The organism is Sphingomicrobium marinum, assembly GCF_026157105.1.
Taxonomy (GTDB): Bacteria; Pseudomonadota; Alphaproteobacteria; order Sphingomonadales; family Sphingomonadaceae; genus Sphingomicrobium; species Sphingomicrobium marinum.
The window spans coordinates 2,099,584-2,123,668 of sequence record NZ_JANPVQ010000001.1 but is presented as its reverse complement, the minus strand read 5'-3'; the positions used below and the strand labels follow the sequence as shown (position 1 = coordinate 2,123,668).

28 protein-coding genes and 1 tRNA gene are annotated in these 24,085 nt (G+C 63.2%); 14 read left to right on the top strand and 15 right to left on the bottom strand.

Annotated features, from left to right (window positions below):
• Nucleotides 1-10: 10 nt before the first annotated feature.
• The gene (locus NUX07_RS10895; protein ID WP_265530601.1) at nt 11-1,594 is read left to right on the top strand and encodes an ABC transporter permease; all 1,584 of its coding nucleotides are present in this window, start codon (nt 11-13) and stop codon (nt 1,592-1,594) included.
• Nucleotides 1,591-2,619, top strand: a complete 1,029-nt coding sequence (locus NUX07_RS10890) for an ABC transporter ATP-binding protein (RefSeq protein ID WP_265530600.1) — start codon at nt 1,591-1,593, stop codon at nt 2,617-2,619. Before NUX07_RS10895 ends, NUX07_RS10890 begins: the two co-directional genes overlap by 4 nt.
• A 52-nt stretch (nt 2,620-2,671) precedes the next feature.
• Here the strand turns inward: NUX07_RS10890 and NUX07_RS10885 are convergent.
• The 5 genes from NUX07_RS10885 to glpX all read right to left on the bottom strand — a co-directional run bounded on the left by NUX07_RS10885 (nt 2,672) and on the right by glpX (nt 7,677).
• A tRNA-Glu gene (locus NUX07_RS10885) sits at nt 2,672-2,747 on the bottom strand.
• A 54-nt stretch (nt 2,748-2,801) separates the two neighbouring features.
• Nucleotides 2,802-4,544, bottom strand: coding sequence for a single-stranded-DNA-specific exonuclease RecJ (gene recJ, locus NUX07_RS10880; RefSeq protein ID WP_265530599.1), 1,743 nt, complete (start codon nt 4,542-4,544; stop codon nt 2,802-2,804).
• Nucleotides 4,544-6,100 carry a PH domain-containing protein gene (locus NUX07_RS10875; protein WP_265530598.1) on the bottom strand — a complete coding sequence of 519 codons (1,557 nt, stop codon included), beginning with the start codon at nt 6,098-6,100 and terminating at the stop codon, nt 4,544-4,546. The genes recJ and NUX07_RS10875 overlap by 1 nt, the downstream gene beginning before the upstream one ends.
• The gene (locus tag NUX07_RS10870; protein WP_265530597.1) at nt 6,097-6,648 is read right to left on the bottom strand and encodes a PH domain-containing protein; all 552 of its coding nucleotides are present in this window, start codon (nt 6,646-6,648) and stop codon (nt 6,097-6,099) included. The genes NUX07_RS10875 and NUX07_RS10870 overlap by 4 nt, the downstream gene beginning before the upstream one ends.
• A gap of 57 nt (nt 6,649-6,705) precedes the next feature.
• Nucleotides 6,706-7,677, bottom strand: a complete 972-nt coding sequence (glpX, locus tag NUX07_RS10865) for a class II fructose-bisphosphatase (RefSeq protein ID WP_265530596.1) — start codon at nt 7,675-7,677, stop codon at nt 6,706-6,708.
• Nucleotides 7,678-7,793: 116 nt separating this feature from the next.
• Between glpX and NUX07_RS10860 the strand changes: the two genes are divergently transcribed.
• Nucleotides 7,794-8,048 (top strand): hypothetical protein, encoded by a 255-nt coding sequence (locus NUX07_RS10860; RefSeq protein WP_265530595.1) that lies wholly within the window; start codon nt 7,794-7,796, stop codon nt 8,046-8,048.
• 60 nt (nt 8,049-8,108) lie between these two features.
• Nucleotides 8,109-8,525: a DUF805 domain-containing protein gene (locus NUX07_RS10855; RefSeq protein ID WP_265530594.1), complete on the top strand. Its 417-nt coding sequence runs from the start codon at nt 8,109-8,111 to the stop codon at nt 8,523-8,525.
• Here the strand turns inward: NUX07_RS10855 and NUX07_RS10850 are convergent.
• The 5 genes from NUX07_RS10850 to NUX07_RS10830 all read right to left on the bottom strand — a co-directional run bounded on the left by NUX07_RS10850 (nt 8,522) and on the right by NUX07_RS10830 (nt 12,378).
• Complete coding sequence (locus tag NUX07_RS10850; protein ID WP_265530593.1) at nt 8,522-9,001, bottom strand: DUF2721 domain-containing protein; 480 nt, start codon at nt 8,999-9,001, stop codon at nt 8,522-8,524. The two genes, NUX07_RS10855 and NUX07_RS10850, sit on opposite strands and share 4 nt — an antisense overlap.
• 41 nt (nt 9,002-9,042) lie before the next feature.
• Nucleotides 9,043-9,630 (bottom strand): L,D-transpeptidase family protein, encoded by a 588-nt coding sequence (locus tag NUX07_RS10845; RefSeq protein ID WP_265530592.1) that lies wholly within the window; start codon nt 9,628-9,630, stop codon nt 9,043-9,045.
• 141 nt (nt 9,631-9,771) lie between these two features.
• The gene (locus NUX07_RS10840; RefSeq protein WP_265530591.1) at nt 9,772-10,584 is read right to left on the bottom strand and encodes a hypothetical protein; all 813 of its coding nucleotides are present in this window, start codon (nt 10,582-10,584) and stop codon (nt 9,772-9,774) included.
• Complete coding sequence (locus NUX07_RS10835; protein WP_265530590.1) at nt 10,577-11,755, bottom strand: LL-diaminopimelate aminotransferase; 1,179 nt, start codon at nt 11,753-11,755, stop codon at nt 10,577-10,579. The genes NUX07_RS10840 and NUX07_RS10835 overlap by 8 nt, the downstream gene beginning before the upstream one ends.
• Nucleotides 11,756-11,757: 2 nt before the next feature.
• The gene (locus NUX07_RS10830) at nt 11,758-12,378 is read right to left on the bottom strand and encodes a trimeric intracellular cation channel family protein (protein WP_265530589.1); all 621 of its coding nucleotides are present in this window, start codon (nt 12,376-12,378) and stop codon (nt 11,758-11,760) included.
• A gap of 54 nt (nt 12,379-12,432) precedes the next feature.
• Between NUX07_RS10830 and NUX07_RS10825 the strand changes: the two genes are divergently transcribed.
• Nucleotides 12,433-14,154, top strand: a complete 1,722-nt coding sequence (locus NUX07_RS10825; protein WP_265530588.1) for a PHA/PHB synthase family protein — start codon at nt 12,433-12,435, stop codon at nt 14,152-14,154.
• Here NUX07_RS10825 and NUX07_RS10820 read toward each other — a convergent pair.
• Complete coding sequence (locus NUX07_RS10820; protein ID WP_265530587.1) at nt 14,151-14,309, bottom strand: hypothetical protein; 159 nt, start codon at nt 14,307-14,309, stop codon at nt 14,151-14,153. The genes NUX07_RS10825 and NUX07_RS10820 overlap by 4 nt on opposite strands.
• A 75-nt stretch (nt 14,310-14,384) precedes the next feature.
• Nucleotides 14,385-15,293, bottom strand: coding sequence for an EamA family transporter RarD (gene rarD / locus NUX07_RS10815; protein ID WP_265530586.1), 909 nt, complete (start codon nt 15,291-15,293; stop codon nt 14,385-14,387).
• Nucleotides 15,294-15,386: 93 nt separating this feature from the next.
• Between rarD and NUX07_RS10810 the strand changes: the two genes are divergently transcribed.
• Genes NUX07_RS10810 through NUX07_RS10785 form a run of 6 tightly spaced genes read left to right on the top strand, consistent with a single transcriptional unit; the run spans nt 15,387 to nt 19,180 of the window.
• Nucleotides 15,387-16,070 carry a DUF4893 domain-containing protein gene (locus tag NUX07_RS10810; RefSeq protein ID WP_265530585.1) on the top strand — a complete coding sequence of 228 codons (684 nt, stop codon included), beginning with the start codon at nt 15,387-15,389 and terminating at the stop codon, nt 16,068-16,070.
• 7 nt (nt 16,071-16,077) lie between these two features.
• Nucleotides 16,078-16,425: a ribose-phosphate pyrophosphokinase gene (locus NUX07_RS10805; protein ID WP_265530583.1), complete on the top strand. Its 348-nt coding sequence runs from the start codon at nt 16,078-16,080 to the stop codon at nt 16,423-16,425.
• 10 nt (nt 16,426-16,435) lie between these two features.
• Entirely contained in the window at nt 16,436-17,620 is a 1,185-nt protein-coding gene (locus NUX07_RS10800; protein WP_265530582.1) for an RluA family pseudouridine synthase, read from the top strand.
• Nucleotides 17,617-18,276, top strand: coding sequence for an HAD hydrolase-like protein (locus NUX07_RS10795; RefSeq protein WP_265530581.1), 660 nt, complete (start codon nt 17,617-17,619; stop codon nt 18,274-18,276). The genes NUX07_RS10800 and NUX07_RS10795 overlap by 4 nt, the downstream gene beginning before the upstream one ends.
• Nucleotides 18,273-18,491 (top strand): hypothetical protein, encoded by a 219-nt coding sequence (locus tag NUX07_RS10790; protein ID WP_265530580.1) that lies wholly within the window; start codon nt 18,273-18,275, stop codon nt 18,489-18,491. Before NUX07_RS10795 ends, NUX07_RS10790 begins: the two co-directional genes overlap by 4 nt.
• Complete coding sequence (locus NUX07_RS10785) at nt 18,455-19,180, top strand: ATP12 family chaperone protein (RefSeq protein ID WP_322597199.1); 726 nt, start codon at nt 18,455-18,457, stop codon at nt 19,178-19,180. The genes NUX07_RS10790 and NUX07_RS10785 overlap by 37 nt, the downstream gene beginning before the upstream one ends.
• Here the strand turns inward: NUX07_RS10785 and gmk are convergent.
• A complete protein-coding gene (gene gmk / locus NUX07_RS10780; RefSeq protein WP_265530578.1) occupies nt 19,177-19,818 on the bottom strand; it encodes a guanylate kinase in 642 nt (213 codons plus the stop codon). The two genes, NUX07_RS10785 and gmk, sit on opposite strands and share 4 nt — an antisense overlap.
• 149 nt (nt 19,819-19,967) lie before the next feature.
• On the opposite strand from gmk, the gene NUX07_RS10775 reads away from it, so the two are divergent.
• Nucleotides 19,968-20,753, top strand: coding sequence for a phasin family protein (locus NUX07_RS10775; protein ID WP_265530577.1), 786 nt, complete (start codon nt 19,968-19,970; stop codon nt 20,751-20,753).
• Nucleotides 20,754-20,933: 180 nt separating this feature from the next.
• The gene (gene clpS, locus NUX07_RS10770) at nt 20,934-21,257 is read left to right on the top strand and encodes an ATP-dependent Clp protease adapter ClpS (RefSeq protein ID WP_265530799.1); all 324 of its coding nucleotides are present in this window, start codon (nt 20,934-20,936) and stop codon (nt 21,255-21,257) included.
• Here clpS and NUX07_RS10765 read toward each other — a convergent pair.
• Nucleotides 21,254-21,457 carry a hypothetical protein gene (locus tag NUX07_RS10765; RefSeq protein ID WP_265530576.1) on the bottom strand — a complete coding sequence of 68 codons (204 nt, stop codon included), beginning with the start codon at nt 21,455-21,457 and terminating at the stop codon, nt 21,254-21,256. The two genes, clpS and NUX07_RS10765, sit on opposite strands and share 4 nt — an antisense overlap.
• A gap of 49 nt (nt 21,458-21,506) precedes the next feature.
• On the opposite strand from NUX07_RS10765, the gene murA reads away from it, so the two are divergent.
• Nucleotides 21,507-22,787, top strand: a complete 1,281-nt coding sequence (gene murA / locus NUX07_RS10760; protein WP_265530575.1) for a UDP-N-acetylglucosamine 1-carboxyvinyltransferase — start codon at nt 21,507-21,509, stop codon at nt 22,785-22,787.
• On the opposite strand, the gene NUX07_RS10755 is transcribed toward murA, so the two are convergent.
• Nucleotides 22,788-24,056: a DUF445 domain-containing protein gene (locus NUX07_RS10755; RefSeq protein ID WP_265530574.1), complete on the bottom strand. Its 1,269-nt coding sequence runs from the start codon at nt 24,054-24,056 to the stop codon at nt 22,788-22,790.
• Nucleotides 24,057-24,085 lie beyond the last annotated feature (29 nt).

Below are 24,085 nucleotides of genomic sequence, written 5' to 3'. Positions count from 1 at the left end.
CGATAACTTCATGACAGGGCGTCGCTTCGGCGGATGGATACCATCGCCGGGCGGCGTCCTTCTTGCATTGATCTTCCTGGCGCCGCTCGGCGCGTTGCTTGGCTTCTCGCTGGGCGGCGACAGCGCGCATTTGCGCCACCTCGCCGAAACGCAGCTTCCAACCTATATCGCCAACTCTGCGCTGCTTGGCGGGCTGACTGCGGTCGGCACCATTGCGCTGGGCGTCCCGGCAGCCTTCCTTATTTCGCGCTACCATTTTGTCGGGCGCGGGGTGCTCAGCTGGGCAATGGCATTGCCGCTCGCCATGCCCGCATATGTTGCGGCTTACGCGTGGTTCTCGATGACCTCGGCAGGCGGGCCGCTTGACGCGCTGCCGATGGTGCGCGGTATCTGGGGCGCAGCATTCGTCTTTTCCATCACCTTCTATCCCTATGTCTTCCTGCTGGCGCGCCAAGCGTTCGAAAGCCAGGGGGCGAGCGCGATGGAAGCGGCGCGGAGCCTTGGTGCTTCGCCCGTCGCCGCTTTTCTTCGCGCGGCATTACCGCTGGCGCGCCCCGCGATTGTTGTCGGCGTTGCGCTGGCGGTGATGGAGGTGCTGGCGGATTACGGCGTTGCCGATTTCTTGGGCGCACCCACGTTGACGGTGGGGATCGTACGGGCGTGGAGCTCGTTCGGTGATCCGGCGGCGGCGGCACGGCTCGCCATCATCCTCCTTTTCGCAGCGGCATTGGCACTGGGTGTCGAGCGGCTGGCGCGGCGCGGCCGGCGATTTGGCGCCGTGGGTCGACGCGAAGGCGCAGTGCACCGCCCGCGGCTTTCGGGGGCGGGGGGGATGGGCGCGCTGCTGCTGTGCCTCCTGCCGCTGACGCTCGGCCTGTTGTTGCCGACGACATATCTCGCGGGAATGGCCATCGACGTGCAACCGGCAAGATCGGTCTGGCCGGCATTGCAAGGGACGGTGATGCTGGCGGGCGCGTCTGCGCTTATCGCCGCGATCCTCGGGCTGGCAGCGGCGACGATCCTGCGCACCGGCCATGCCCCCAGCCGCGCCGCGGTGCGTATAGCACAAGCCGGCTATGCAGTGCCGGGTGCCGTCGGTGCCATCGGCATCCTCGCGCTGTTCGCAACGCTGCAGCAACTATCCGACGGGCTGTTTGGCGCGGCGGCGCCGGTCTTTGCGGGCGGCGGACTGATCGCCTTGCTCTATGCCTACCAGGCGCGTTTCGCGGCAGCGGCGATCGGCCCGTGCGATAGCGCCCTGTCGCGCGTGTCGCCGTCGATCGACCAGGCCGCACGCTCGCTCGGTGCCGGCAAAATGCGCGTGTTCACGCAGGTGTACGCGCCGCTTGCGCTCGGGGGTATCGCCACGGCAGCGCTGCTCGTATTCGTCGAGGTGATGAAGGAATTACCGGCGACCATGATCTTGCGCCCGTTCGACCTCGATACGCTGGCGGTAACGGCGCATAACTATGCTTCTGACGAGCGGCTGGCCTCGGCAGCACTGCCGTCGCTGCTGCTGGTCCTGCTAGGCGTGCCCGCGATGATGCTGGTGGCGTGGCTGGCGGGGCGCGTGCGGCAAGAGGTGACAGCGTGAACGGGGCCGCGATCGAAGCGAACGGGCTGGTCCGGTGCTTTGGCGAGCGGGCAGTCGTCGACGGCGTCGATCTCAGGCTCGAGCGCGGCAAGGTCACTGCCATCCTCGGGCCTTCGGGCGCCGGCAAATCGACCTTGCTGCGGATGCTCGCGGGGTTCGAGCCGGTCGATGCCGGGACGATCCGGCGCGGCGACGTAATTCTTTCGGGCGATGATCGCATGGTGCCGCCCGAAAAACGCGACATCGGCATCGTCTTTCAGGACTTCGCGCTGTTTCCGCACCTGACCGCGCTGGGCAACGTCATGTTCGGGCTAAGCGGTGCGGGCAAGCGCGATACGGCGGTGGCGCGGCTCGAGGCGCTCGATCTCGTGGCGCGCGCCAATGCCTATCCGCACGAGCTGTCCGGCGGCGAACAGCAGCGCGTGGCATTGGCACGAGCGATGGCGCGCGAACCGGCTGCCATCTTGCTCGACGAAGCCTTCTCTAGCCTCGACACGCGGCTGCGGCAGTCGCTACGCGAAACGACGCTCGAGGCGCTGCACGCGGTCGATGCGGCGGTGCTGCTGGTCACCCACGACGCCGAAGAAGCGATGTTCATGGCGGACGAGCTGGCGCTGATGATCGACGGCCGGATCGTCCAGCGCGGGGCTCCGCGCGAGGTCTACGCCGCTCCTGTTTCCGATGATGCGGCGCGTCTGCTCGGCGATGTAAACATGTTCGAAGGCACGGTGCGCGGCGGCATGCTCGCGACCCCGTTCGGCGATGTCAGCGCTGCGGGACTTGCCGAAGGTGCGATCGCGCATGCGCTGGTGCGACCCGAAGCGATGACGGTGTTGCCCGAAAAAGGCGGCGCGTATCTGGTGCGCAGCGCCGACTTTCTCGGCACGGCGGTGAAGCTCGTCGTGGAAGCGGAGGACGGCAGGCGGTGCCGGGCGCGGGTGGGGCTGGCGGCAGCGCCGGCAGAGGGCACGCGCGTGACGGTCGCCATCGACCCCGCGCTCGCCACGGTGGTGCCGGTAGGCTGACGGGCAGGTATTGCTCCAACAAAAAAGCCGCCCGAAGGCGGCTTAGTTGAAATGGTGACCCCTACGGGACTCGAACCCGTGTTTTCGCCGTGAAAGGGCGACGTCCTAGACCGCTAGACGAAGGGGCCACACGTTGGTGTGCGGGCGCAATTAGTAAGAGGCGCGCTCCCCGTCAACCCGATTCACGCGTAAGCCGCGTCTTCGACGTGCATTTCCGCGGCATCGCCGCCGGTCCAGTCGTCGCGCTTGATGACGCCCGCCAGCCAGAAGTGCGAATCGCCGCGTGCGGCAAGCAGCGCCTGGCCAAGCGGCGTGTCCTCGGCGCGGAAGGCGATTGCCTTGAAACGGCGCTGATCGTCGCCCAGCGCGATCATGCGGACATGGCCGTTGCCCACCACGCTGACATTGTGCAGCCGGACGGGGCCGACCGCGACCCGCGGGGCGGGCCACCCGGCACCGAACGGGCCGGCCTGATCGATCTTGTCGCACAGTGCCCCCGCGACGCCGCCGGGCGCCAGCATGGCATCGAGCAGGAGCGCGCGATTGCCGAGCGCGGCCTCGACGTCATCGGCGATGCGCTTGGCAAGATAGTCGCGCAGCGCCGCGATGCCGCCAGGCGCGACCGTCACGCCTGCAGCCATGGCATGCCCGCCGCCGGCGACGAGGAGCCCGTCATCCTTGGCGGCCAGTATCGCCGCGCCCAGGTCGACGCCGTTGATCGAGCGGCCCGATCCCTTGCCGGTGCCGTCCTCTTCCTCGGCGATGACCAGCGCGGGGCGGTGGAAGCGTTCCTTGACGCGGCTGGCGACGATGCCGACCACGCCCGGGTGCCAGCCAGGGCCGGACGTGACGATGACGGGCGCATCGCGCTGCGCTTCGGCCTGCTCCATCGCGGCTTCGGTTACCGCGCTTTCTATGGCGCGGCGTTCTTCGTTCAGCCGGTCGAGCTCGGCAGCGATGGCCTCGGCTTCGCCCGGATCGCTGGTGGTGAGGAGCCGCACGCCCAACTCGGACTTGCCTACGCGGCCGCCCGCATTGATACGCGGACCGAGTGCAAACCCGAGATCGCGGCATTTGGGCGCGCCGTTGAGGCTGGCGGCACGTGCGAGCGCGGCCATGCCGATGTTGCGCTCGTTCGCCATCACCTTGAGGCCTTGGGTTACGAAAGCGCGGTTGAGGGTGCGCAATTTGGCGACATCGGCGACGGTGCCGAGCGCAACCAGATCGAGCAGGTCGATGATCCTGGGTTCTGGCGTGCCGTTGACGAAGCGGCCGCGGGCCCGCAGTTCGCGCAGCAGTGCCACGCCGAGCAGGAACGCCATGCCAACCGCGGCAAGGTGGCCGTGGGCGGCGCCTTCCTCGCTCTCGTCCAGCCGGTTGGGATTGATGACGCTGTGCGCGGTGGGCAGTTTGCTCGCGCACTGGTGGTGATCGCAAATGATCACTTCGAGCCCCGCTGCGGCGGCTTCATCGAGCGCGTCGAAGGCCTGCGCACCGCAATCGACCGTGATGGCGAGATCGGCACCCTGTTCCTTCAGCTTGACGAGCGCCGCGCCCGACGGGCCGTAGCCCTCCATCAGCCGATCGGGGATGTAAATCATCGGCTCGGTGCCGAGACGGCGAAAGAGGTGGGTGAGGAGCGCCGCGGAGGTCGCGCCATCGACGTCATAGTCGCCGAACACCGCGATCTTCTCCCCCGCGTCGATGGCATCGGCGATGCGCGCGGCGGCCTTGTCCATGTCGGCGAAAACCGATGGATCGGGGAGGAAATCGCGGATGCGCGGATCGCGTTCGCGCGGCAAGTCTGCTTCGTCGACGCCGCGCGACAGTAGCAGCTGGTCGGTCAGATCGCGCTCCAGGCTGTCGCCGCCCGGATAACGCCATCGCCACGGCTGGCCGGTGATGCTTTCGGATACCTCGAACATCAGGCGGCTTCCTCGAGCAGCTTCTTGCGCAGTGCGTAGGCATCGTCGGCGGGCACCGAATCCACGCCGTGCGCGGAAAAGCCGCTACCGCCCGCCACGCCCAGCTTGACGTCGGCGACGCCGAAGGCGCGGCTGATGAAGTTGTAGGCGACGTCGGCGCTTTGGATATTTTTCAGCGGCAGGATGACGAGGCGCTGACGCCACCAGCCTGATCGGATAAGAAAGCGATCGCCATCGATGCGGTGGCGGCGACGGCGATAATCGACATAGTGGCCCAGCGCCATGACAGCGACGATGCCGATTGCGAGCAAGGACAGCCAACCCGGTACTTCGCGCTGCGTCGCGGCGACGGCGAGGCCTCCAAGGATAAGCGCGAGGATCGGGATCAGCCAGAGGAGCCCCATCCAGAAATAGGCTTTGGCCGGGCGCTGCCAATCGGTGCTGTCTTCGAGCGGTCGCCATTCCATCTGCTCAAGGATAGCGTCGGTTTCCGATTGGGTAGCGAGCGGGGCGATGAGGTGATCGCCCACCTTGGCGCTTTCGCGGGCAAGGCTTTGTAGTTTCATTTCGGCAAACCCGAACGCCCGGCGGACGGGGCCGGTGGCACGGATGGCGGCCTGCACGCGCTTGAGTGGCATCACAACGTCGGTCAGGGTGAACAGGCCGCGGCGGCGCCGAAAACCCGTTTCGGTTCGATTGAGCCGGAACCCCCAGTCACGCGGCACGGTGCGGATGACGCCGGTCAGCAAGCCGACAAAGACAAAACTCAGGAGCCCGAAAATCACGGTGACAAACTGGTTGGCGAGCACGAAGCCCTGCAACGTTTCGCTTTGCGACAGCATGTCGCGCCAGAAGCGCTGCGAGAAGGGGTCGATGCCAAGTACGTCGCCATAAGTCTGCGCGAGGCCGAACAGCACGCCGACGATGGCGAGAGAGAAGTTGAAGACGCTGAGCTGGGCGAGACGTTTGATATCCATCGAGAAGACGGGTTCGCTTTCGTCTGCTGTTTCGACGATAGGCTGCGCCCCGGCTTCGGCCGGCGTAGGTGCCGTCACGCCGGCGCGGTGGCGACGGATCAGGTCACGCAGGTCGTTAGCGCGATCGAGCGTGATGCTGTCGATGACGCCGTCTTCTTCGCCGCCCGAGGCCGATGCTCCGGTTTCCAGCTTGACCCGCGCAAGCCCTACGAGCCGCGCGATCGGGTTCTGTTCGATATTGACATCCTGCACCCGGTCGAAGGGGATCGAACGATGGTTGCGGTTCAAGATACCGCTGTGCATCTCCAGCTCGTCATCGGCGACGCGGTAAGAAAAGGAAAAATAGCGCAGGATGGGTTCGACTAGGTTGAAGAAGATGACGGCGCCCACCAGCGCCGCGGCAATCCACTCCTGTCCCGAATAGATGAAATAGGCACCGGCGGCGAACGCGCCCCATGCCGACTTGATGATGCCGCCCAGGCTGGTGACGATCGTCAGCGGGTGTAGGCGGCGAACGTCTGCAGTGTCCGCTACTGCAGCGACGGCGTGCGTGTCGGCTGTTAGTTCGGCGTCGCTCACTGCCAGTCCGTCTTGATCTGGGCGCGGATGGTCTCGCGGATTTCGCTCGCGCGGTCGGGTTCGAGGCCGGGGAGCACCACGACGCTGTTGTGCGTGCCCGCCGTGTGGACGATCAGGCTGGCGGTGCCGAAGATCTTCTCGAGCGGTCCGCGTGCGACATCGATATGCTGGACGCGAACGAAGGGGACAATGGTGTCGGTGTGAAACAGCCATCCCTTGACGATACGCAGCGACCTGGGATCGAGGCGGTAGCCGATGCGGCGGTAGATGCGCTGGGGCGCGACAATGATCGCTGACAAAGCGACGAACCAGATGGCTGCGCTTAAAGCGCCGCGCCACGCGAAATCTTCGAACACGAAATTGTCGAGCACCAGCGCGCCGACCATGAAGGGCGCCCAGCTGATCGCGAAACGGCAGCGGATCACCCAGGCATGGGCGCGTTCGACCGGCTGCAGTCCGGCGGGCAGGGCGGGCTGGTCGGGTGTCATGAACTCGGGTGCCGGGCGGTCTTCGGGCGCGGCTGCAGGATCGACGATATCGCTGGTCATGCCCTCACTTTAGCGGCGGTGTGCCGCTTTCAAAGCAAATTTCGACCGGCCGGGGCGTCAACCCTTGCGGTGCTCGGTCCTGACCGTGCGGATGGTGCCCGAGGAGGCGCGCATCACGATGGTTTCGGTCGTCTTGCCGCCGCCCGCGAGCCGCCGCACGCCTTCCAGCAGCGAACCGTCGGTAACGCCGGTCGCGGCAAAGATGCAATCGCCCTTGGCCATATCCTTGAGGCGATAGACGCGATCGAGATCCTCGATGCCCCATCGGCGGGCGCGGGCCTTTTCATCGTCGTTACGGAACACGAGGCGACCTTCCATCTGGCCGCCTACGCAGCGCAGCGCCGCAGCGGCGAGCACGCCTTCGGGTGCACCGCCCGTACCCATGTAGATATCGATGCCGGTGTCGGGATCGGCTGTTGCGATGACCCCGGCGACATCGCCGTCGGGGATGAGCTTGATGCCGCAGCCGAGGCGGCGCAATTCGGCAATAATGTCGCCGTGGCGCGGGCGATCGAGCACGCACGCGACGATGTCTTCGGGCTCGCAGCCCTTTGCTTCGGCGAGCGCCTTGATGTTCTCTTCGACGCTGTTCTTCAGCCGCACGACTTTCTTGGGAAGCCCCGGGCCGACGGCGATCTTTTCCATATAGGTGTCGGGGGCGTTGAGCAGGCAGCCTTTTTCCGCGATGGCGAGAACTGCAAGCGCGTTGGGACCGGCCTTGGCGGTGATCGTTGTGCCTTCGAGTGGATCGAGCGCGATGTCGATCGCGGGCGCGCCTTCCTGTGCCTCGCCGACCTTTTCGCCGATGAAGAGCATCGGCGCTTCGTCGCGTTCGCCTTCGCCAATCACCACGGTGCCGTCCATCGGCAGCTTGTTAAGCGCGGTGCGCATGGCTTCCACAGCGGCGGCATCGGCCGCCTTTTCATCGCCGCGACCGATCAGTTTGGACGCGGCGATGGCCGCCGCCTCGGTGACACGCACCATTTCAAGAACGAGAACGCGATCGAGGACCTGACTGGCGCGGGGCATGGGTGACTTCCTTGCAATGGAGTTGAGGCTGCGGCTCTGCCCGATAGGCACAGACTGCCGACTTGTCGAGGAGCAACAACAGGATTATAGTCTAGGTTAAATTTCCGGGGGAAATCATGCTGAAATTCCTGACCATCATTTTCGGGCTGGTGTATCTGGTCTGCGTTGGTCTGTGGACGATCGCGCGCTTTCGCATCTTTGGTTTCGACAAGGTCGAAGTCGCTACCGGTGTGCTCGAACCGCTGGGCCTGCCGTGGAGCGCCTGGTTCCAGGATCAGCTGACCATCTTTACGGCGCCGCTGGTGACTTTCGCGATCCTCTGGTTTGCGGCCTATCTCGCGAAGCGCAATCAGCGGGGTCATGCGCGGTAAGCGCTTGTCTTTACCTTCGAAAAACCGCATCTGCTTCGGCGACCTTTATTAACTTCGGGGATGCGCATGATTTCGGATTATTTCGGCGACTGGACCAAGGGCACGCTGGGCCGCGGGCGCTTCGCGCTGCTTTATGCCGGCATCGTGGTCGTAGGCCTTGCGATCGTATTCATCGCCTTTGGCGGCATGGAAGTCGGCAGTCGGGAAGCGGCGGCGAAAATCAACGCGATGGGACCGGCCAAGAGCGGACTATTGATGCTGCTGGTCGTCGCCATGCAAATCGCCGCTTTGAACATCATCGCCAAGCGGGGCCGCGATATCGGGCTGCCCGGGCTGGTGACGCTGCTCATCTTTATCGCGCTGAGCTTTGGCGCGGTGGCGTTCCTGGGTGCAATCGGCGCGCTGCTGGCGCTGGCGTTCGTCGTGGCACTGCTGGTGCTGCCGACGGGAATGCTGGCCAAGAAGGCCGACGCCTAGGCTTCTTCTTCGTGGGTAAGGATGCGCCGCGGCACTCGCACCATGCGGATGGCGAGGCGCGTCTCGATCAGGAATAGCGCGAAGCTGCTGCCAAGCGCGGCCACGCCCGCCATGAACATCAAGGCGATGAGGTCGCCCAGATCGAGCCCGGCAAGCCCTGCGCCAAACAGGACGAACACGAGGCCAACCGTCAGGATCGCGGCGATTACCGCCATCAGGATGGCGCGGTTGATCGTCCCGATGCGCTTGTCCAGCAGGCGCGCTTCTTCGACGAGCAGGTCATGTTCGGTGCCACGCGCCTGAAGGACGAGCGGTTCGAGCTTGCGCGCGCGATCGACGACGCGCGCTAGGCGACCTGCGCACACGTTGAGAAAGCTGCCGATGGCGACCAGCAGGAAGACGGGCGCAAGCGCCAGTTCGATCACGGGGCCAAGGCCCAGGACGACATAGGTATCTTGTAGGCTGCTCTCGATCATGCGTGCGCAGATGGCCTGCGCCCCGATCATTGGCAAGGGGCTTAGCCCTCGATCGTGACCTCGGTGCCCTTGGCGGTCAGCGCGAACAGCTTGGCGGCGAATTGTTCGGGCACGCGCACACAGCCGCGGCTAGCCGGATAACCGGGATTGTGCCCGCCATGGACACCGATGCCGAATTCGTCCCAGCGCTGGAAATAGGGCATCGGCGCGTTGTCATATTTGCGGCTGAAATAACGTTTATGCTTGGATTCGATCGTCCAGAAACCGAGCGGCGTTTCCTTGCCTTCCTTGCCCGAGGAGATTGACGCAGCCCCGACCAGCGTGTCGCCCTTCCAGGCATAGATCAGCTGTTCCTTGAGATCGACGACGAGGCGTACCTCACCTTCTTCAGGCACCGTATCGGCCCAGCGATACTTGTTGGGGCTGATGGTCGCGACGCCGAATTGCGCCTGCATCGCGCTGTGCGATGCAGGCGCATCGCCCCGGCTCCAGCGATATCCTTCGGGCATGACGAACCCTGTGGCGGCGGGGGGCTTCACCTCCGCAACGGGGACGTCGGGTGCCGATGTCGTACATGCGCCGAGCGCGAAAACGATCGCGGCTACAGGGGGAACCAAACGGCGCTGCATCACTGACTCCGATACTGGGGGCGAACCGCTACCATAGGGGCAGCGGTGCGCACGTGAACAAGATGGTGGGCGATTCGTCGCTCACTTTAAGGCTTTGGGCGTTAACGCCGCGATGGCGCTGAAGGTAAAGGGAAAATTAGCCTAATTGATTGCATGCAGTAATCCGCGGCCAAGGATCATCAGCCAACCAAAAACAGCGAAAACGAATGGAGCGGAATGGAGCGTCACCCATTCGATCTTTTGTTGTGTCGATATGTCGTCAATCACACTGTCGAACTTCTCTAGCAAATTATTCAACTTAGAAATCTCAGCGGCAAGATTCGCTGTGGCATCTTTCTGGTCTCTTACTGTCAAAGCCGTAGTCAACTTGTCGCTTTTAACGGCGCTGACGACTTCCAAGAGCGATCGCGAGACCTTATCTCTTTGATCATCAATCTTATTTAGGAAGAATGCGGGCACCCGATCCTTTTCAGGCGCAATGTCGGGATTCCCGCCTGGGTTGAGGCTTTCGAAACAAGACTGCACAACTTTGCCGTGTGCTTCAATTGTATGAAGGAGCTTTTGGTATTCCGCAGTTTGGACCTCGACGCGGAGTAAGTCTTCTAGCGTAGAGAGTATGTCAGAATAGCGCGTTGCAAGTTTTTCGATTGTATCGGTGAAGCCCAAACCTTCCAACAAAGAAAGATATTCGAAATGCTCTTCTCTGACTTTCCGCCATTCATGAAAGTAGTTCCAAGCCTGCCACGGTAAGGCAAATGCAAGCAGCGCCAATGGGACCACAGGCGCTAGGCGTATGCCAACATACGTCGACACAATCGAACCGGGCTCCGGCGGCCAAACAGCGAAATTCACTCCCCCAGCGGATACGAACACAGCGGCCAAGGAGAGCCAAATGAGATGTGTCTTCTTTTTCTCGAGGCGGTCTGTGACCTCGAATTCTTTAGACTCAGCCATTTTGCAACATCGCCTTTACACCCTTTGCGGCCTGGCGGATGCGCTGTTCGTTTTCGACCATCGCGAGACGGACATAGCCTTCGCCTTCTTCGCCGAAGCCAATCCCCGGGGCGACGGCGACGTGCGCCTCGGTCAGCAGGCGCTTGGAGAATTCCATGCAGCCCAAGTGCGCAAACTGTTCGGGGATCTTGGCCCAGGCGAACATCGAGGCAGGCGGGGGCGGGATCTCCCAGCCGGCGCGACCGAAGGATTCGACCATCACGTCGCGGCGCTTTTTGTAGAGCTGGCGGTTGGCCTCGACACAGTCTTGCGGACCGTTGAGCGCGGCAACCGCGGCGGCCTGGATCGGGGTGAAAGCGCCGTAATCGAGATAGGACTTCACGCGCTTGAGCGCGGAAATCATCTTCTCGTTGCCCACGGCAAAACCCATGCGCCAGCCGGCCATCGAATAGGTCTTCGACATGCTGGTGAATTCGACCGCAATGTCCTTCGCGCCTTCGACCTGCAGCAGCGATGGCGTGGGTTCGTCGCCGAAGTAAATTTCGGCGTAAGCGAGATCGGAAATGATGACGAGGCCTGCCTCCTTGGCGAAGGCGACGAGATCTTCATAGAACTGGAGATCGGCGGTGTAGGCCGTCGGGTTGGAGGGATAGCCGACCACCAACACCTTGGGCCGCGGCACGGTGTAGCGCATCGCAAGCTCGAGCTTTTCGAAGAAGAGCGGGCCGGGCGCAGCGGGGATCGAGCGGATCGCGGCGCCCGCGATGATGAAGCCGAAATGGTGGATCGGATAGCTCGGGTTAGGGGTCAGCACGACATCGCCCGGCGCGGTGATGGCCTGCGCGAGGTTGGCGAAACCCTCCTTCGATCCGAGCGTGACGCACACCTCGCTTTCCGGATCGAGATCGACGTTCCAGCGACGCTGGTAATAGTCGGCCTGGGCCTTGCGCAGCCCCTTGATCCCCATGCTGGCGCTATAACGATGCGCGGTCGGCGACTGGGCGACCTCGGCCAGCTTGTCGATCACGTGTTTGGGCGGCATCCCGTCGGGATTGCCCATGCCAAGGTCGATAATATCCTCGCCGCGCTGGCGGGCGGCGGCTTTCATCGCATTCACTTCGGCGAACACGTAGGGCGGGAGGCGGCGGATACGGTAATATTCTTCGGACATGATCAGCCTTTGTAAGCCGGAAGCGAGATACCTTTGGCAATGGCGGCGGCGCGCAGGCCAAATCCTGCGAGCCCCCCGACCAATGCCGCGATAAGGACGGGCGTTCCCATGAAGGTCAGCCCGACATAGAGGCCGGCGGCGAGCGCCGCGGCGGTGACGTAAAGCTCGGGGCGCATGACGATCGAGGGCTGGCCCGCGATGACGTCGCGGATGATGCCGCCGACGCACGCGGTGATGACGCCCATCGCCAGCGCCGGCAACGGAGCAATGTCGTATCGCAGCGCCTTGGATGCGCCGTAGACCGCATAGGCGGCAAGCCCCAACGCGTCGAACCAGTCGATCCACTTTTGCGTTCGCTTGGCACCGTGAAAGAACCAGACGAGCAGGCCCGCGGCGACGCAGACCAATAGCGTTTCGTTGTTGCGCATCCAGAATACCGGGGCGCCGATTAAGAGGTCGCGCACCGTCCCGCCGCCTACACCGGTTAGGACAGCGAAGAAGATAAATGTCACCAGCGTCTGCTTCTTGTCCGCCGCGACGAGCGCGCCCGACAGCGCGAATACCGCGATGCCGAGATAATCGAGCGCGACCAGCGGGCCGGGAGGGATCAATGCCGTTTCCATGTCCGTTTCATGCGCGGCATGTAAAGCGACTGCAATGGGTGTTATGGGGCAATCATGACGGAAAAGAACGACTGGCAGGACTGGGCCGCCGTGATGGGCAAGACCCAGCAGATGTGGATGAAGGCCTGGGCCGAAGGGCTGGAGAAAGGCACCAAGACGCCGGGCTTCGGCATGGCGCCGCCCGACGCGCAGAACCCGATGGGTCCCGATGCGATGCAATGGATGGAAGCGGGCGCCGAAGCCTGGTCGAAGGGGCTGGAAAGCTGGGGCGAAATGATGCGCCAGTTCGAAGCCGCAGGACAGCAGAAGGACCGCCGCTTTTCCGCCGAGGAATGGTCGAAGAATCCGGTCTTCGACCAGATGCGGCAGACTTATCTGGCGTGGTCCGAACAGATGATGGGAACGGTCGATGCAGTCGACGGGCTCGACGAGAATGTCCACGAACGATTGAAATTCGCGACCAAGGAATTCGTCGATGCGATGAGCCCGGCCAATTTCATGCTGACCAACCCCGAAGTGATGGCGCACGCGGCCGAAACGGGGGGCGAGAGCATCGCCAAGGGGATGCAGAACTTCTTCGCCGACATGGCGGCAGGCCAGCTGACGCAAAGCCCCGAAGGCGCGTTCGAACTGGGCAAGGATCTCGCCACCACGCCGGGCAAGGTGATCTACGAAACGCCGCTATTCCAGCTGATCCATTATGCGCCGACCACCGACAAGGTGCTCGAGACGCCGGTCGTCATCTTTCCCCCGTGGATCAACCGCTTCTATATCCTCGACCTGACGCCCGAAAAAAGCTTCGTCAAATGGGCGGTGGACCAGGGCATTTCGCTGTTCATGGTAAGCTGGAAATCGGCTGACGAGAGCCTCGCCGATATCGGCATGGATGATTATTGCGCCGCGCAGGTCGATGCCATCAACCAGGTGCGCGAGTTGCTGGACGTAGAGAGCGTCCACACGATCGGCTATTGCGTGGCCGGTACGGTGCTGGCGATGACGCTGGCGGCGATGCACGCCGCCAATGAGGCGCACCGCGTGAAGAGCGCGACCTTCTTCACCGCGCAGGTCGATTTTAGCGAGGCGGGCGATCTCAAGGCGTTTCTGGGTGATGAAACAATGGCGACGCTCGAGCAGCTGACGGCGGAAACTGGCGTGCTCGACGGGCGCGTGCTGGCGGCGACGTTCAACCTGCTGCGCGGGCGCGACCTCATCTGGAATTATGTCGTCAATAATTACCTGATGGGTAAGGAGCCGCGCGCCTTCGACCTGCTGCACTGGAACAGCGATGTCACCAACCTGCCGGGCGAATGGCACCGCGATTACCTGCAGCGGCTATATCGCGAGAACAAGATGATCGAACCGGGTGCGATCAAGGTGCTCGGCCAGCCGGTTGACCTTTCGAGCATCAAGACCCCGGTCTATATCCAGGCGGGCGAACAGGATCACATCGCGCCGCCCTCAAGCGTGTGGAAAATGATGGACCATGTCAGCGGGCCCAAGCGCTTCGTGCTGGCGGGCTCGGGGCATATCGCGGGCGTGGTCAATCCGCCCGCGGCCAAGAAATACCACTACTCGATCAACGAAACGGGGCCGACCAGCCTGAACGCCTACAAGAAAGGCGCGACGCGCCACGAAGGCAGCTGGTGGCCCGATTGGAAGGGCTGGATCGAGAGCCTCGGCAAGAAGAAGGTCGAGGCCAAGGGCGCGCGTATCCCCGGTAAGGGCAAGCTAAAGCCGATCGAGGACGCGCCCGGACGCTACGTCAAAATGCGCTAGATGATGCCGCCGCCGATCACGAGGCGGACTGCCATGATGGCCAGCACCAGCAGGTTGAAGTTGCGGCCGGCCTTGTTCGCCGACGCCTGGCCCACCGCCGCGCCGATGACCGGCACGATCAGCCAGATCCAGTTGGTCCAACCGAGGAACGGCACGAGGCCGATGATGGCAAGCAGTAAGCCGACGACGCCGATGAGGATCTAAAGGATGTTCATGCCATCTATATGGCGTCACGCCTGCTGTTTTACAAGAATAACACGGTCTTTTCTGGCGCGGCGCGCCAGCGCGTAGATATAGATCGCCATCGCGCTCCAGATGCAGGCAAAGGCGAAAGCCCGCACGGGCGTAAAAATCTCGCCGAACAGGAAGACACCCATCAGGAACTGGATCGTCGGCGCGATGAACTGGAGGATGCCGATGGTGCTGTAGGGCAGGCGGCGCGCGCCTTCGGTGAATAGCAGCAGCGGCACCGCGGTGACCGCGCCCGACACAAGGATCAGCCAGAAATGATAGGGCTCGGGCCCGAACAGCGGGTCGCCGGTATCGCGGAAAGCGGCGAGCCACAGCAGGAAGAGCGGCGCCAGCAGCAACGTCTCGATGAACAGGCCGGGTGCGGCGCCGACATCGACCTTCTTGCGTAGCAAACCGTAGAGCGCGAAGCTGATCGCGAGACTGAGCGTGATCCAAAGATCGCCCAGCGCGCCGAAAAGCAGCGCAGCCACCCCTGCGCCCGCGATCGCAAGCGCACTCCATTGGAGCTTGTCGAGCCGTTCCTTGAGGAGGAAGAAGCCCAGCAGGATGTTGAACAGCGGGTTGAGGTAATAGCCAAGGCTGGTCGCCAGCACGCGGTCACTGTTCACCCCGATGACATAGATGATCCAATTGATGGCGATCAGCACCGCGCTGGCGAGCAGCGTCCACATGACCTTGCGGTTAGCAAAGGCGGCCTTCACCTGGTGCCATTTGCTCGCCGCCAGCAGGAAGATCGCGATGGTCGGCACGCCCAGCACGACCCGCCAGGACACAATGTCCATCGAGTCCATCGGCAGCATCGCCTTGAAGAAAAGCGGGATGATTCCCCACAGGAGGAAGGCCGACAGGCCGTAGGCATAACCGGCTTTTGATCCAGTTTGGGGCATGGGAGCGTTCATCACCCCGCGCGCTGCTGTCCCAAGTCGGGAATGTCAATTGAAAGCTTGAACTGGCGCTGCTTACCTGCGTTACTTGCACGCATGACTCGGAGACAATTATGGCTTTGGCTGCCAGCGATGGCGGCTTTGGTCGGCTGTGAAACGGTCGACGGAGAAAGCCCCGTGCTCGAGCCGCCTCCCCCGCAGGTCGTTATCGAAGACGATCCTGACGAAGTCTGGCGCGGCTATGCCAGCAGCGCCGATATCGAGCGGCTGGAACGACTGGACGAAGCCTGGACAGCGGGGCTCGCGGCTGCCCGCGCCGCCGATTTCGTCACGGCCGTGGATAATGAAGGCGCATTGCTTGATCCCGATGCCGGGCTGGACCGGCCCGCGCCTACCCCCGGTAGTTACAAGTGCCGGCTGGTCAAATTGGGCGCGGCCAAGGCTGCCGACCCCGAATTCATCGCCTACAACCCCTTTTTCTGTTTCGTGCAGGTCGACGAGACCGCGACCGATGGCCGCTTCACGATCGTCAAGCAGACCGGATCGCAGCGCCCCACCGGACGTCTGTGGGATGCGGGCGACCGCTATGTCTTTCTCGGGAGCCTCGCGCTCGGCAACGAACGCGAGCCGCTAGCGTACGGCGAAGACCCCTCGCGCGACATGGCGGGCGTGTGGGAGCGCATCGGCAATTTTCGCTGGCGCCTCGTCATTCCCTATCCGCGCACGGGCGGGATCGTCGATGTCTTCGAATTGACTCCGGTGGCCGACCAGCCCGAATAACCGTGGCATGAGCGATCTGTGGGATGCCGATGAAGTGCGCGCGCACCTGGTGGCGTGCGCAAGCGCGGGGCAGGCGATCACCTATTCCGAATTGCTCGGCCATCTCGGCTATGCCTTTTCGCGGCCCAAGATGCGCGCCTTGTGCAAGACGCTGGAAGCGGTGGATGCCGAGGCGCGGGGCCGCGGCGAGCCCGAGCTTGCCGTTCTTGTCGTGCGCCAGTCGGACGGATTGCCGGGGCAGGGCTGGTGGGTAGCCGAAAAGGATTACAAGGGTGAGTGGGAGGGCCCGAAGGCGCAGCGCCATATCGCCAGGGTCCAGCAACGAGCCTTCGACTATTGGATGAAAGATCGCTAAGGCGCGCGCCATGAGCTCGAAGAACCAAGACGTGCAGCAATTTGTGGTGGACGAGGAGGATGACGGCATCCGCCTCGATCGCTGGTTCAAGCGGCACCAGCCCAAGATCAGCTTCAACATGGTGTCGCGCTGGGCGCGCACGGGGCAGCTGCGGGTCGATGGAGGCCGCGCCAGCCCGGGTGATCGCATCGAAGCCGGGCAGGTCATTCGCGTGCCGCCGCCCGACAGCGTGCAGGCGCGGGGGCCCAAGCCCAAGAAGAAGGTCGAGCTGACCGAGGACGAGATCGATTACGTCCAGTCGATGGTGATCGCCAAATATCCCGACGCCTTCCTCCTCAACAAACCGCCGGGCCTCGCCACGCAGGGCGGCACCAAGATGAAGCAGCACCTCGATCGGCTGCTCAACGGGCTCGACGATGAAAAGCCCAAGCTGGTGCATCGCTTGGACAAGGATACGTCGGGCGTGTTGCTGGTGGCGCGATCGGCGCGGGCAGCGGGGCATTTTTCCAAGGCGTTTTCGGGCCGCACCGCGCGCAAGGTCTATTGGGCGCTGGTCATCGGCGTGCCCGAGGTTTCCGAGGGCATGATCGACCTTCCGCTTGCCAAGCAGCCGGGCACGGGCGGCGAAAAGATGCATGTCGACATGGAAGAAGGCGCGCCCGCCAAGACCAGGATGCGCGTGATCGACCGCGCCGGTACCAGGGCAGCCTGGGTCGAACTTCAGCCGCTGACGGGACGGACGCACCAGTTGCGCGCGCACATGGCGGCGGTGGGACATCCCATTGTCGGCGATGCCAAATATGGCGGCGCGGAGGCTTTCTTGACGGGGGGCGTCAGCCGCAAGCTGCATCTCCATGCGCGCCGGCTAAAGATCAAGGCGCCGATGGGCAAGGTGATCGATCGGCAGGCCGACCTGCCCGAACACTTTGCCGAGACGCTGGCGACGCTGGGGTTCGAGCAGATGGACGGCGATGCGCTGCCGCTCAACACGCCCGACCCTGCCAAGTCGCCCGAGGCCAAGGCCAAGCGAAAGGCTGCCTACGTCAAGACGCAGCGCAAGGCGCGCAAGGGCGAACGACGCTTGCGGGGCCGCGGCGGGCCGCCCGCGGGCAAGCCCGGAAAGAAGCCGTTTAAAGGCAAGGCGAAGGGCAAGCCGGGCGGCCGGCGCGGGGCGCCGCAGGGCAAGAAGCGGTGATCAAGCTTGCCATCTTCGATGTCGACGGAACGCTGGTGGATAGCGGCACGACGATCCACCGGGCGCTCGAAGTCAGCTTAAGCGAGCATGGCCATGAATGTCCGCCGCGCCACGAGGCGCAGAAGGTCATCGGATTGTCGCTGCTCGAGGCCATGCAGAAGCTGGTCCCGCATGGCGATCATCCGACGCTTGCGGAGAGCTACAAGGATGCCTTTTTCGACTTGCGGCAGACGGGGCAGGCCGAAGAACAGCTTTATGACGGCATCGAAGCAATGCTCGCGGCGTTCGAAGCGGACGACTGGCTGCTCGGCATGGCCACGGGCAAGAGCGACCGCGGGCTCCAGCACCTGATCGAGGTGCATGGCTGGGAAGGGCGGTTCGTCGCGCGGCACACGGCAGACCGGCACCCGTCCAAACCGCATCCTTCCATGATCCTCGCCAACTTGAGCGATACGGGCGCGGAAGCCATCAACGCGGTGATGATCGGCGACACGGGCTACGACATGGCGATGGCGGTGAATGCCGGCGTTGCCGGGATTGGCGTGGGCTGGGGCTATCATGACGATAGCGAACTGGAAACTGCTGGCGCCACAACGATCGCCCGCACGCCCGGCGAATTGCTCGGAATTTCGCAGACGAGTATCGTGCCGCAATGAACGAAGACACCGCAAAAGGTCGTTTTGCCTTGTTGATGATGATGCGCGTGGGCGGGCTAATTCTCGCGTTGGTGGGGCTGGTGCTCACCGTCGACGGCGCGATCGTCGAAGAAGGCATGCCGATCCTTGGCAGCATCATGGTGCTCGGCGGGATCCTTGAAAGCTATCTGGTGCCGCGATGGCTGCATGCGGTGTGGAAGCACCAGGACCAATGAAGCGATTCTGGAAGGACGTGACGGCAGAGCCGGCCCAGGACGGCTTTTCAATCCGATTGGACGGCCGCGCGGTGAAGACGCCGATGCGAAACGATCTGATTGTACCCACACAAAACTTGTCAAAAGAAATTATTGTTGAATGGGAATCAGTCGAGAAATCGCTGAATCCCGCCGATATGCCGATGACGGGGCTTGCAAACGCGGCGATCGACCGTGTTGCCCCGGCGCATGAAGCCTTCGCCGATGGCCTGGCCGCTTATGGCGAAAACGAGATGTGCTGTTATCGCGCCGATAGCCCCGCTGAGCTTGCCGCCCAGCAAGCTGAAACGTGGGACGCACTGATCGACTGGGCGGCGCGCCGCTACGACATCTCATTCGAGACGACGGTTGGCATCATGCATGTCGACCAGCCCGAGGCGACGCTCGAGCGACTGCGTGCTGCGGTGGTAGCCGAAAATCCGTTCACGCTGGCTGGCCTGTCACCGTTGGTGACGGCGGGGCAATCGCTGCTGGTGGCGCTGGCGGTGCGCCATGGCGAGCTGACGCCCGAGCAGGGCTGGGCGGCGACACGCATCGAGGATGAATGGCAGATCGCCCAGTGGGGCGAGGACGAAGAAGCACGCAAATCGAGCGATGCGCGCAAGGCCGACTTCATGGCCGGGGCGCGCTTCTTGAGCTTGCTCGATTAGTCGTTGGGTCGCTCGACCAGCTTGCGAACGAGGTCCGAGACATAAGGCTGGCGATGCTTGCGCAGCCGTTCGGCGACGATGATGGCTTTGACCTCGTCGAGACAGGCTTCGACGTTGTCGTTGACCAGCACGTAATCATATTCGTTCCAGTGCACGATCTCGCCCGCGGCGCGGCGCATGCGCCCCTGGATAACCTCTTCGCTATCGGTGGCGCGGGCGCGCAGGCGGCGCTCCAGTTCGGCCATGTCGGGGGGCAGGATGAAGATCGAGACCAGGTCGTTGCCGAACGCGGTCTCGAGCTGCTGGGTGCCCTGCCAGTCGATGTCGAACAGGATGTCGCGGCCGGCCTTGAGTGCGTCCTTGATCGGTTCCTTGGGGCTGCCATAGCGATGGTCGAAGACATAGGCCCATTCTGCCAGCTCGCCTTCATCGACCAGGTGCTCGAAGGCCTGTTCGGTGACGAAGTGATAATCGACGCCATCTTCCTCGCCGGGACGCGGCGGGCGGGTCGTCGCGCTGATCGACATGCCGATGGTGGGATCGGCTTCCATGAGCTTGCGACTGATCGTCGTCTTGCCCGCGCCCGACGGCGATGAAAGCACGATAAGAAGGCCGCGGCGTTGCTGGTTTCGCTCCATCCACAGCCTTTGGCGAACACCCCCCCATGTCGTCAAGTGCGACGAGCCGAGGCGCCTGCGAGACAGGTTTTTGTGCAGTGCAACAAAACCATTGAAATGGTGTGCTGCAATTGCTATGTTGCAACGCACAAGAAGAGGAGAAGCTTTCTATGACGACCAAGACCGACGCCGAGAAACCCGTAACGCCCGTGGCGACCGCCCCGGTAGCTGATCAGGTGAGCGACAAGAAGGTCGAAAAGGTCGAGGCGGTGGCCGCGAAGGTTGCCGACGACACCAAGACGGAAGCGAAGATCACGGCGAAACCGGCCAAGCCGGCCGCCAAGAAAACCCCGGTGAAGAAGGCCGCGACTGCCAAGAAGGCGGCTCGCAAGGCCACCAAGCCGGTCAAGAAGTCGACCAAGAAAATTACGCCCAAGGCAAAGGCTGCCGCGAAAAAGGCAGCGCCGACGGCGACCAAGAAAGGATTTAACATGTTTAATTTTGACAATGCCAAGTGGACCGAAGGCCTCGAAATGGGCACGGAAAAGTTCGAAGCGATGATCGGTGAAGCCCAGGCTCGCCAGGAAGAGCTCGTCAAGAAGTCGCAGAAGGCGGCTGAAGAACTGGCCGAACTGACCCGCGCCAACATCGAAGCGATCGTCGAATCGGGCCGTATCGCCGCGCAGGGCACCAAGGACCTGTCGGGTACGCTGATCGAAGACGGCCGCACCGGCATGGAGAAGCAGGCCGACGTTGCCAAGAAGCTCGCCGAGGCCAAGAGCCCGACCGAGTTCTTCCAGCTTCAGGCCGATTTCATGCAGACCGCGTTCGACAACATGATCCAGGAAAGCTCGAAGCTGACCGAAAAGATGATCAAGTTGCAGAGCGATGCGATGCAGCCGGTTTCGAACCAGGCCAGCGTTGCTGCTGACAAGGTCAAGGCCCTGATGGCCTAACGCGCAATCGCGTGACACCGGGTTTGTGTGGAGCGGATCCGGGCATGAAGAGCGGCGGTCCTACGAGCGGGTAGGGCCGCCGCTTTTCTTTTTTGGGACAGGATGGACCGCGACGGGTTGAAGCGCGTTCCCTCCATGCCATATCTGGGTGCAATCATGATTCTCGAACCGATCACCATGATGGCGGGTAGCCGCGACGATGAGGACGATACCGATCTGGGTGTCGCCACCAAGACGCGTGCCAAGACCAAGAAGCCCAGCAACTACAAGGTGCTGATGCTCAACGACGATTATACCCCGATGGAGTTCGTCGTGCTCGTGCTGCAGCGCTTCTTCTCGATGGGGGTCGAGGATGCGACGCGGGTGATGCTGCAGGTTCACCAGAATGGCGTCGCGGTGTGTGGCGTGTTCACCTACGAAGTGGCCGAGACCAAGGTCAGCCAGGTGATGGACTACGCACGCGAAAACCAGCACCCGCTGCAATGCACGCTCGAAAAGGCCTAGCTTTCCAGTAATTTTCTACCGGCTTCGGTCCATTTCCCGCCGCGAGCAGTTCGCAGGATCAAGCCCATCCGTGCAAGCTGCTGAGCCGCCATCTCTCTTGCCGAGATACATTGATGGTCAAAGCCCTCATCGTCGCCATCGAGATATTGCTCGCACATAGCGGCCAAGGCTCGAACCAAGGCAGTCTCGCTGTCAGTCATTTTTGATCGCTCCTCTTGCGCTTGATAGGGCACCCCTTAAAGCAAGGCCATGGACTCAATCTGGATACAAGGCGGCCAGCGGCTCGAGGGACGCATTCCCATCTCGGGCGCGAAGAATGCCGCGCTTACACTCATTCCCTGTGCGCTGCTGACCGAGGAGCCGCTGACGCTCGGCAACCTGCCGCGTCTCGCCGATGTCGACAGCTTCGGGCATCTCATGAACGAACTGGGCGTCGGCACGCAGGTCGCGGGCAAGAAGGCCGGCGAGATCAAGCGGCGCATTACTTATACCGCAGACGATATCACTTCGACGGTTGCGCCCTACGAACTGGTGCGCAAGATGCGCGCCTCGATCCTGGTGCTCGGCCCGATGCTGGCGCGCATGGGAGAGGCGACCGTGTCATTGCCCGGTGGCTGCGCCATTGGCGATCGCCCCATCGACCTGCACCTGAAAGCCCTGGAAGCGATGGGCGCCGAGATCGAACTGGCGCAGGGCTATGTCAAAGCGACCGCGCCCAAGGGCAAGCTGCCCGGCGGCGACTATGAATTCCCGGTCGTGTCGGTAGGCGCGACCGAAAACGCCGTGATGGCGGCAGTGCTGACCAGCGGCGTCACCAACCTTTTCAACTCCGCGCGCGAACCCGAAATTGTCGACCTGTGCAATTGCCTCGTCGCGATGGGCGCGCGGATGGAAGGCATCGGCACTTCGCACCTCCAGATCACCGGCGTCGAGGCGCTGCACGGCGCCGATTATGACGTGATGCCCGACCGGATCGAAGCGGGCAGCTATGCCTGCGCCGCGGGGATCACGCACGGCTCGATCGAACTGGTGGGCGCGCGCGCTGCCGATATGTTGGCGACGACCAATGCGCTGGCGGCGACGGGCATGCTCACCGAATTCACCAATGACGGCATCAAGGTCACCGCAAGCGAGCCGCTGCGCCCGTTGGCGATCTCGACCGCCCCTTATCCCGGTTTTGCGACCGACATGCAGGCCCAATTCATGGCGATGATGACGCTCGCCAATGGCGATAGCTATCTCGAAGAGACGATCTTCGAAAATCGCTACATGCACGTGCCCGAACTGCGCCGCATGGGCGCGGATATCGATACGCGAGGTCGCAGCGCCATCGTGCACGGTGTGGAAAAGCTGACCGGCGCCGAAGTGATGGCAACCGACCTTCGTGCCTCGATGAGCCTGGTGCTGGCCGGGTTGGCGGCGGAGGGCGAGACCGAAGTCTTGCGCGTCTACCACCTAGACCGCGGTTACGAGCGGCTGGAAGAAAAGCTCGCCGGCGTCGGCGCGACCATCGAACGGCGGTCGAAGTAACTAGACGCCCACCGCGTGCAGCGCGTGAAGAGTAACGCCGACCAGGCCACCCACCAGCGTACCGTTGATGCGGATGTACTGGAGGTCGCGACCAACGGCGTTTTCGAGGCGCTCGGTGATGGTGGTGGCGTCCCAGCCGCGGATCGTGTCGCTGACCAGCTTGACCATGTTGTCGCCATAGCTTGCCGCCATGCCGACCACGGTGCGGCGGGCATATTTGTTGATCGCAGCCTTGAGCCGCTCGTCCTGTTGGAGGTTGTGGCCGGCGTTGACGAGGACGTCGCCAAGCTGGCCGGCCATCACCGCATCGGGATTGCGCGCCCCTCGGATGACCGCATTGCGCGCCTGCTGCCATAGCCCGTCGAGCCACAGGCCGACGCTTTCATTTTCGATCAGCTGCAGCTTCCAGCCTTCAACCTTGGCCATCAGCTCGGGATCTTCTTGGAGGTCGTTGGCGAAATCGGCGAGTGCGACTTCGACCTTGATGCGCATGGGATGCGCCGGGTCTTCGCGCATCTCGACCGCGAGCTTGCGCAGCCCGTCGAGGATCGCGTCGGACAATTTGTCGTCGAGGCTGGCGACGCGCAGCACCCAGCTGACGCGCTGGCGCACCATGTCGCGGATGACGCTTTCATTGGCATCGAGCCCGCGCGCGAGCCACTGGATCGCGGCATCGAGCAGCGGGAGGTGGCGATCCTCGTTGATCAAGACGGCGAGCGTCCGTCCGATCAACGGGGCGACCTCCATTTCCTTGAGGCGCTTAGACACCGCGCTCTTGAACAGGCCGCCGAGGCGCTCGTCGCCTAGGCTTTCGGCAAGGTCGCCGATGAGGCGGCTGGCCCCTGCGCGCATCTTGCCTTCCCCGATCGACGGGTTGGCGAGAAAGCGGCCCGCAGCGCTGGCAAGATCGAGCTTCGCCATGCGGCGGCTGATCACCACCGGGGTGAGGAAATTCTGCTTGATGAAGTTGGCGAGCGCGCCGCCGATGCGATCCTTGTTCTTGGGAATGATCGCGGTGTGCGGGATGGGCAGGCCGAGCGGGTGGCGGAACAAAGCGGTGACCGCGAACCAGTCGGCAAGCCCGCCGACCATCGCGGCTTCGGCAAACGCTTCGACCCAGGCGAGCATGGGATATTCGGGCTGGAGCTCGCGGGCGCCGAAATAGGCGAACGCCATCAGCACCAGCAGACCGGTCGCAAACAGCTTCATCTGCGCGACGCCGTTTTGGGGTGCGATTGGGGCAGCCAGTGGTTTGGCAGGCGCGTTCATAGCGCCTGCCTAACCATCATGCGTGCCGA

Excerpts from the sequence above, each read along its gene's own strand:
- murA (WP_265530575.1), top strand. The coding sequence starts at position 21,507 with ATGGACTCAATCTGGATACAAGGCGGCCAGCGGCTCGAGGGACGCATT.
- NUX07_RS10790 (WP_265530580.1), top strand. The coding sequence starts at position 18,273 with ATGAACGAAGACACCGCAAAAGGTCGTTTTGCCTTGTTGATGATGATG.
- NUX07_RS10850 (WP_265530593.1), bottom strand. The coding sequence starts at position 9,001 with ATGATCGAGAGCAGCCTACAAGATACCTATGTCGTCCTGGGCCTTGGC.
- gmk (WP_265530578.1), bottom strand. The coding sequence starts at position 19,818 with ATGGAGCGAAACCAGCAACGCCGCGGCCTTCTTATCGTGCTTTCATCG.
- NUX07_RS10800 (WP_265530582.1), top strand. The coding sequence starts at position 16,436 with ATGAGCTCGAAGAACCAAGACGTGCAGCAATTTGTGGTGGACGAGGAG.
- clpS (WP_265530799.1), top strand. The coding sequence starts at position 20,934 with ATGGCGGGTAGCCGCGACGATGAGGACGATACCGATCTGGGTGTCGCC.
- NUX07_RS10755 (WP_265530574.1), bottom strand. The coding sequence starts at position 24,056 with ATGAACGCGCCTGCCAAACCACTGGCTGCCCCAATCGCACCCCAAAAC.
- NUX07_RS10765 (WP_265530576.1), bottom strand. The coding sequence starts at position 21,457 with ATGACTGACAGCGAGACTGCCTTGGTTCGAGCCTTGGCCGCTATGTGC.
- NUX07_RS10835 (WP_265530590.1), bottom strand. The coding sequence starts at position 11,755 with ATGTCCGAAGAATATTACCGTATCCGCCGCCTCCCGCCCTACGTGTTC.
- glpX (WP_265530596.1), bottom strand. The coding sequence starts at position 7,677 with ATGCCCCGCGCCAGTCAGGTCCTCGATCGCGTTCTCGTTCTTGAAATG.
- NUX07_RS10840 (WP_265530591.1), bottom strand. The coding sequence starts at position 10,584 with ATGGCTGAGTCTAAAGAATTCGAGGTCACAGACCGCCTCGAGAAAAAG.
- recJ (WP_265530599.1), bottom strand. The coding sequence starts at position 4,544 with ATGTTCGAGGTATCCGAAAGCATCACCGGCCAGCCGTGGCGATGGCGT.
- rarD (WP_265530586.1), bottom strand. The coding sequence starts at position 15,293 with ATGCCCCAAACTGGATCAAAAGCCGGTTATGCCTACGGCCTGTCGGCC.
- NUX07_RS10895 (WP_265530601.1), top strand. The coding sequence starts at position 11 with ATGACAGGGCGTCGCTTCGGCGGATGGATACCATCGCCGGGCGGCGTC.
- NUX07_RS10845 (WP_265530592.1), bottom strand. The coding sequence starts at position 9,630 with ATGCAGCGCCGTTTGGTTCCCCCTGTAGCCGCGATCGTTTTCGCGCTC.
- NUX07_RS10870 (WP_265530597.1), bottom strand. The coding sequence starts at position 6,648 with ATGACCAGCGATATCGTCGATCCTGCAGCCGCGCCCGAAGACCGCCCG.
- NUX07_RS10810 (WP_265530585.1), top strand. The coding sequence starts at position 15,387 with ATGACTCGGAGACAATTATGGCTTTGGCTGCCAGCGATGGCGGCTTTG.
- NUX07_RS10775 (WP_265530577.1), top strand. The coding sequence starts at position 19,968 with ATGACGACCAAGACCGACGCCGAGAAACCCGTAACGCCCGTGGCGACC.
- NUX07_RS10825 (WP_265530588.1), top strand. The coding sequence starts at position 12,433 with ATGACGGAAAAGAACGACTGGCAGGACTGGGCCGCCGTGATGGGCAAG.
- NUX07_RS10860 (WP_265530595.1), top strand. The coding sequence starts at position 7,794 with ATGCTGAAATTCCTGACCATCATTTTCGGGCTGGTGTATCTGGTCTGC.
- NUX07_RS10855 (WP_265530594.1), top strand. The coding sequence starts at position 8,109 with ATGCGCATGATTTCGGATTATTTCGGCGACTGGACCAAGGGCACGCTG.
- NUX07_RS10785 (WP_322597199.1), top strand. The coding sequence starts at position 18,455 with ATGGCTGCATGCGGTGTGGAAGCACCAGGACCAATGAAGCGATTCTGG.
- NUX07_RS10830 (WP_265530589.1), bottom strand. The coding sequence starts at position 12,378 with ATGGAAACGGCATTGATCCCTCCCGGCCCGCTGGTCGCGCTCGATTAT.
- NUX07_RS10805 (WP_265530583.1), top strand. The coding sequence starts at position 16,078 with ATGAGCGATCTGTGGGATGCCGATGAAGTGCGCGCGCACCTGGTGGCG.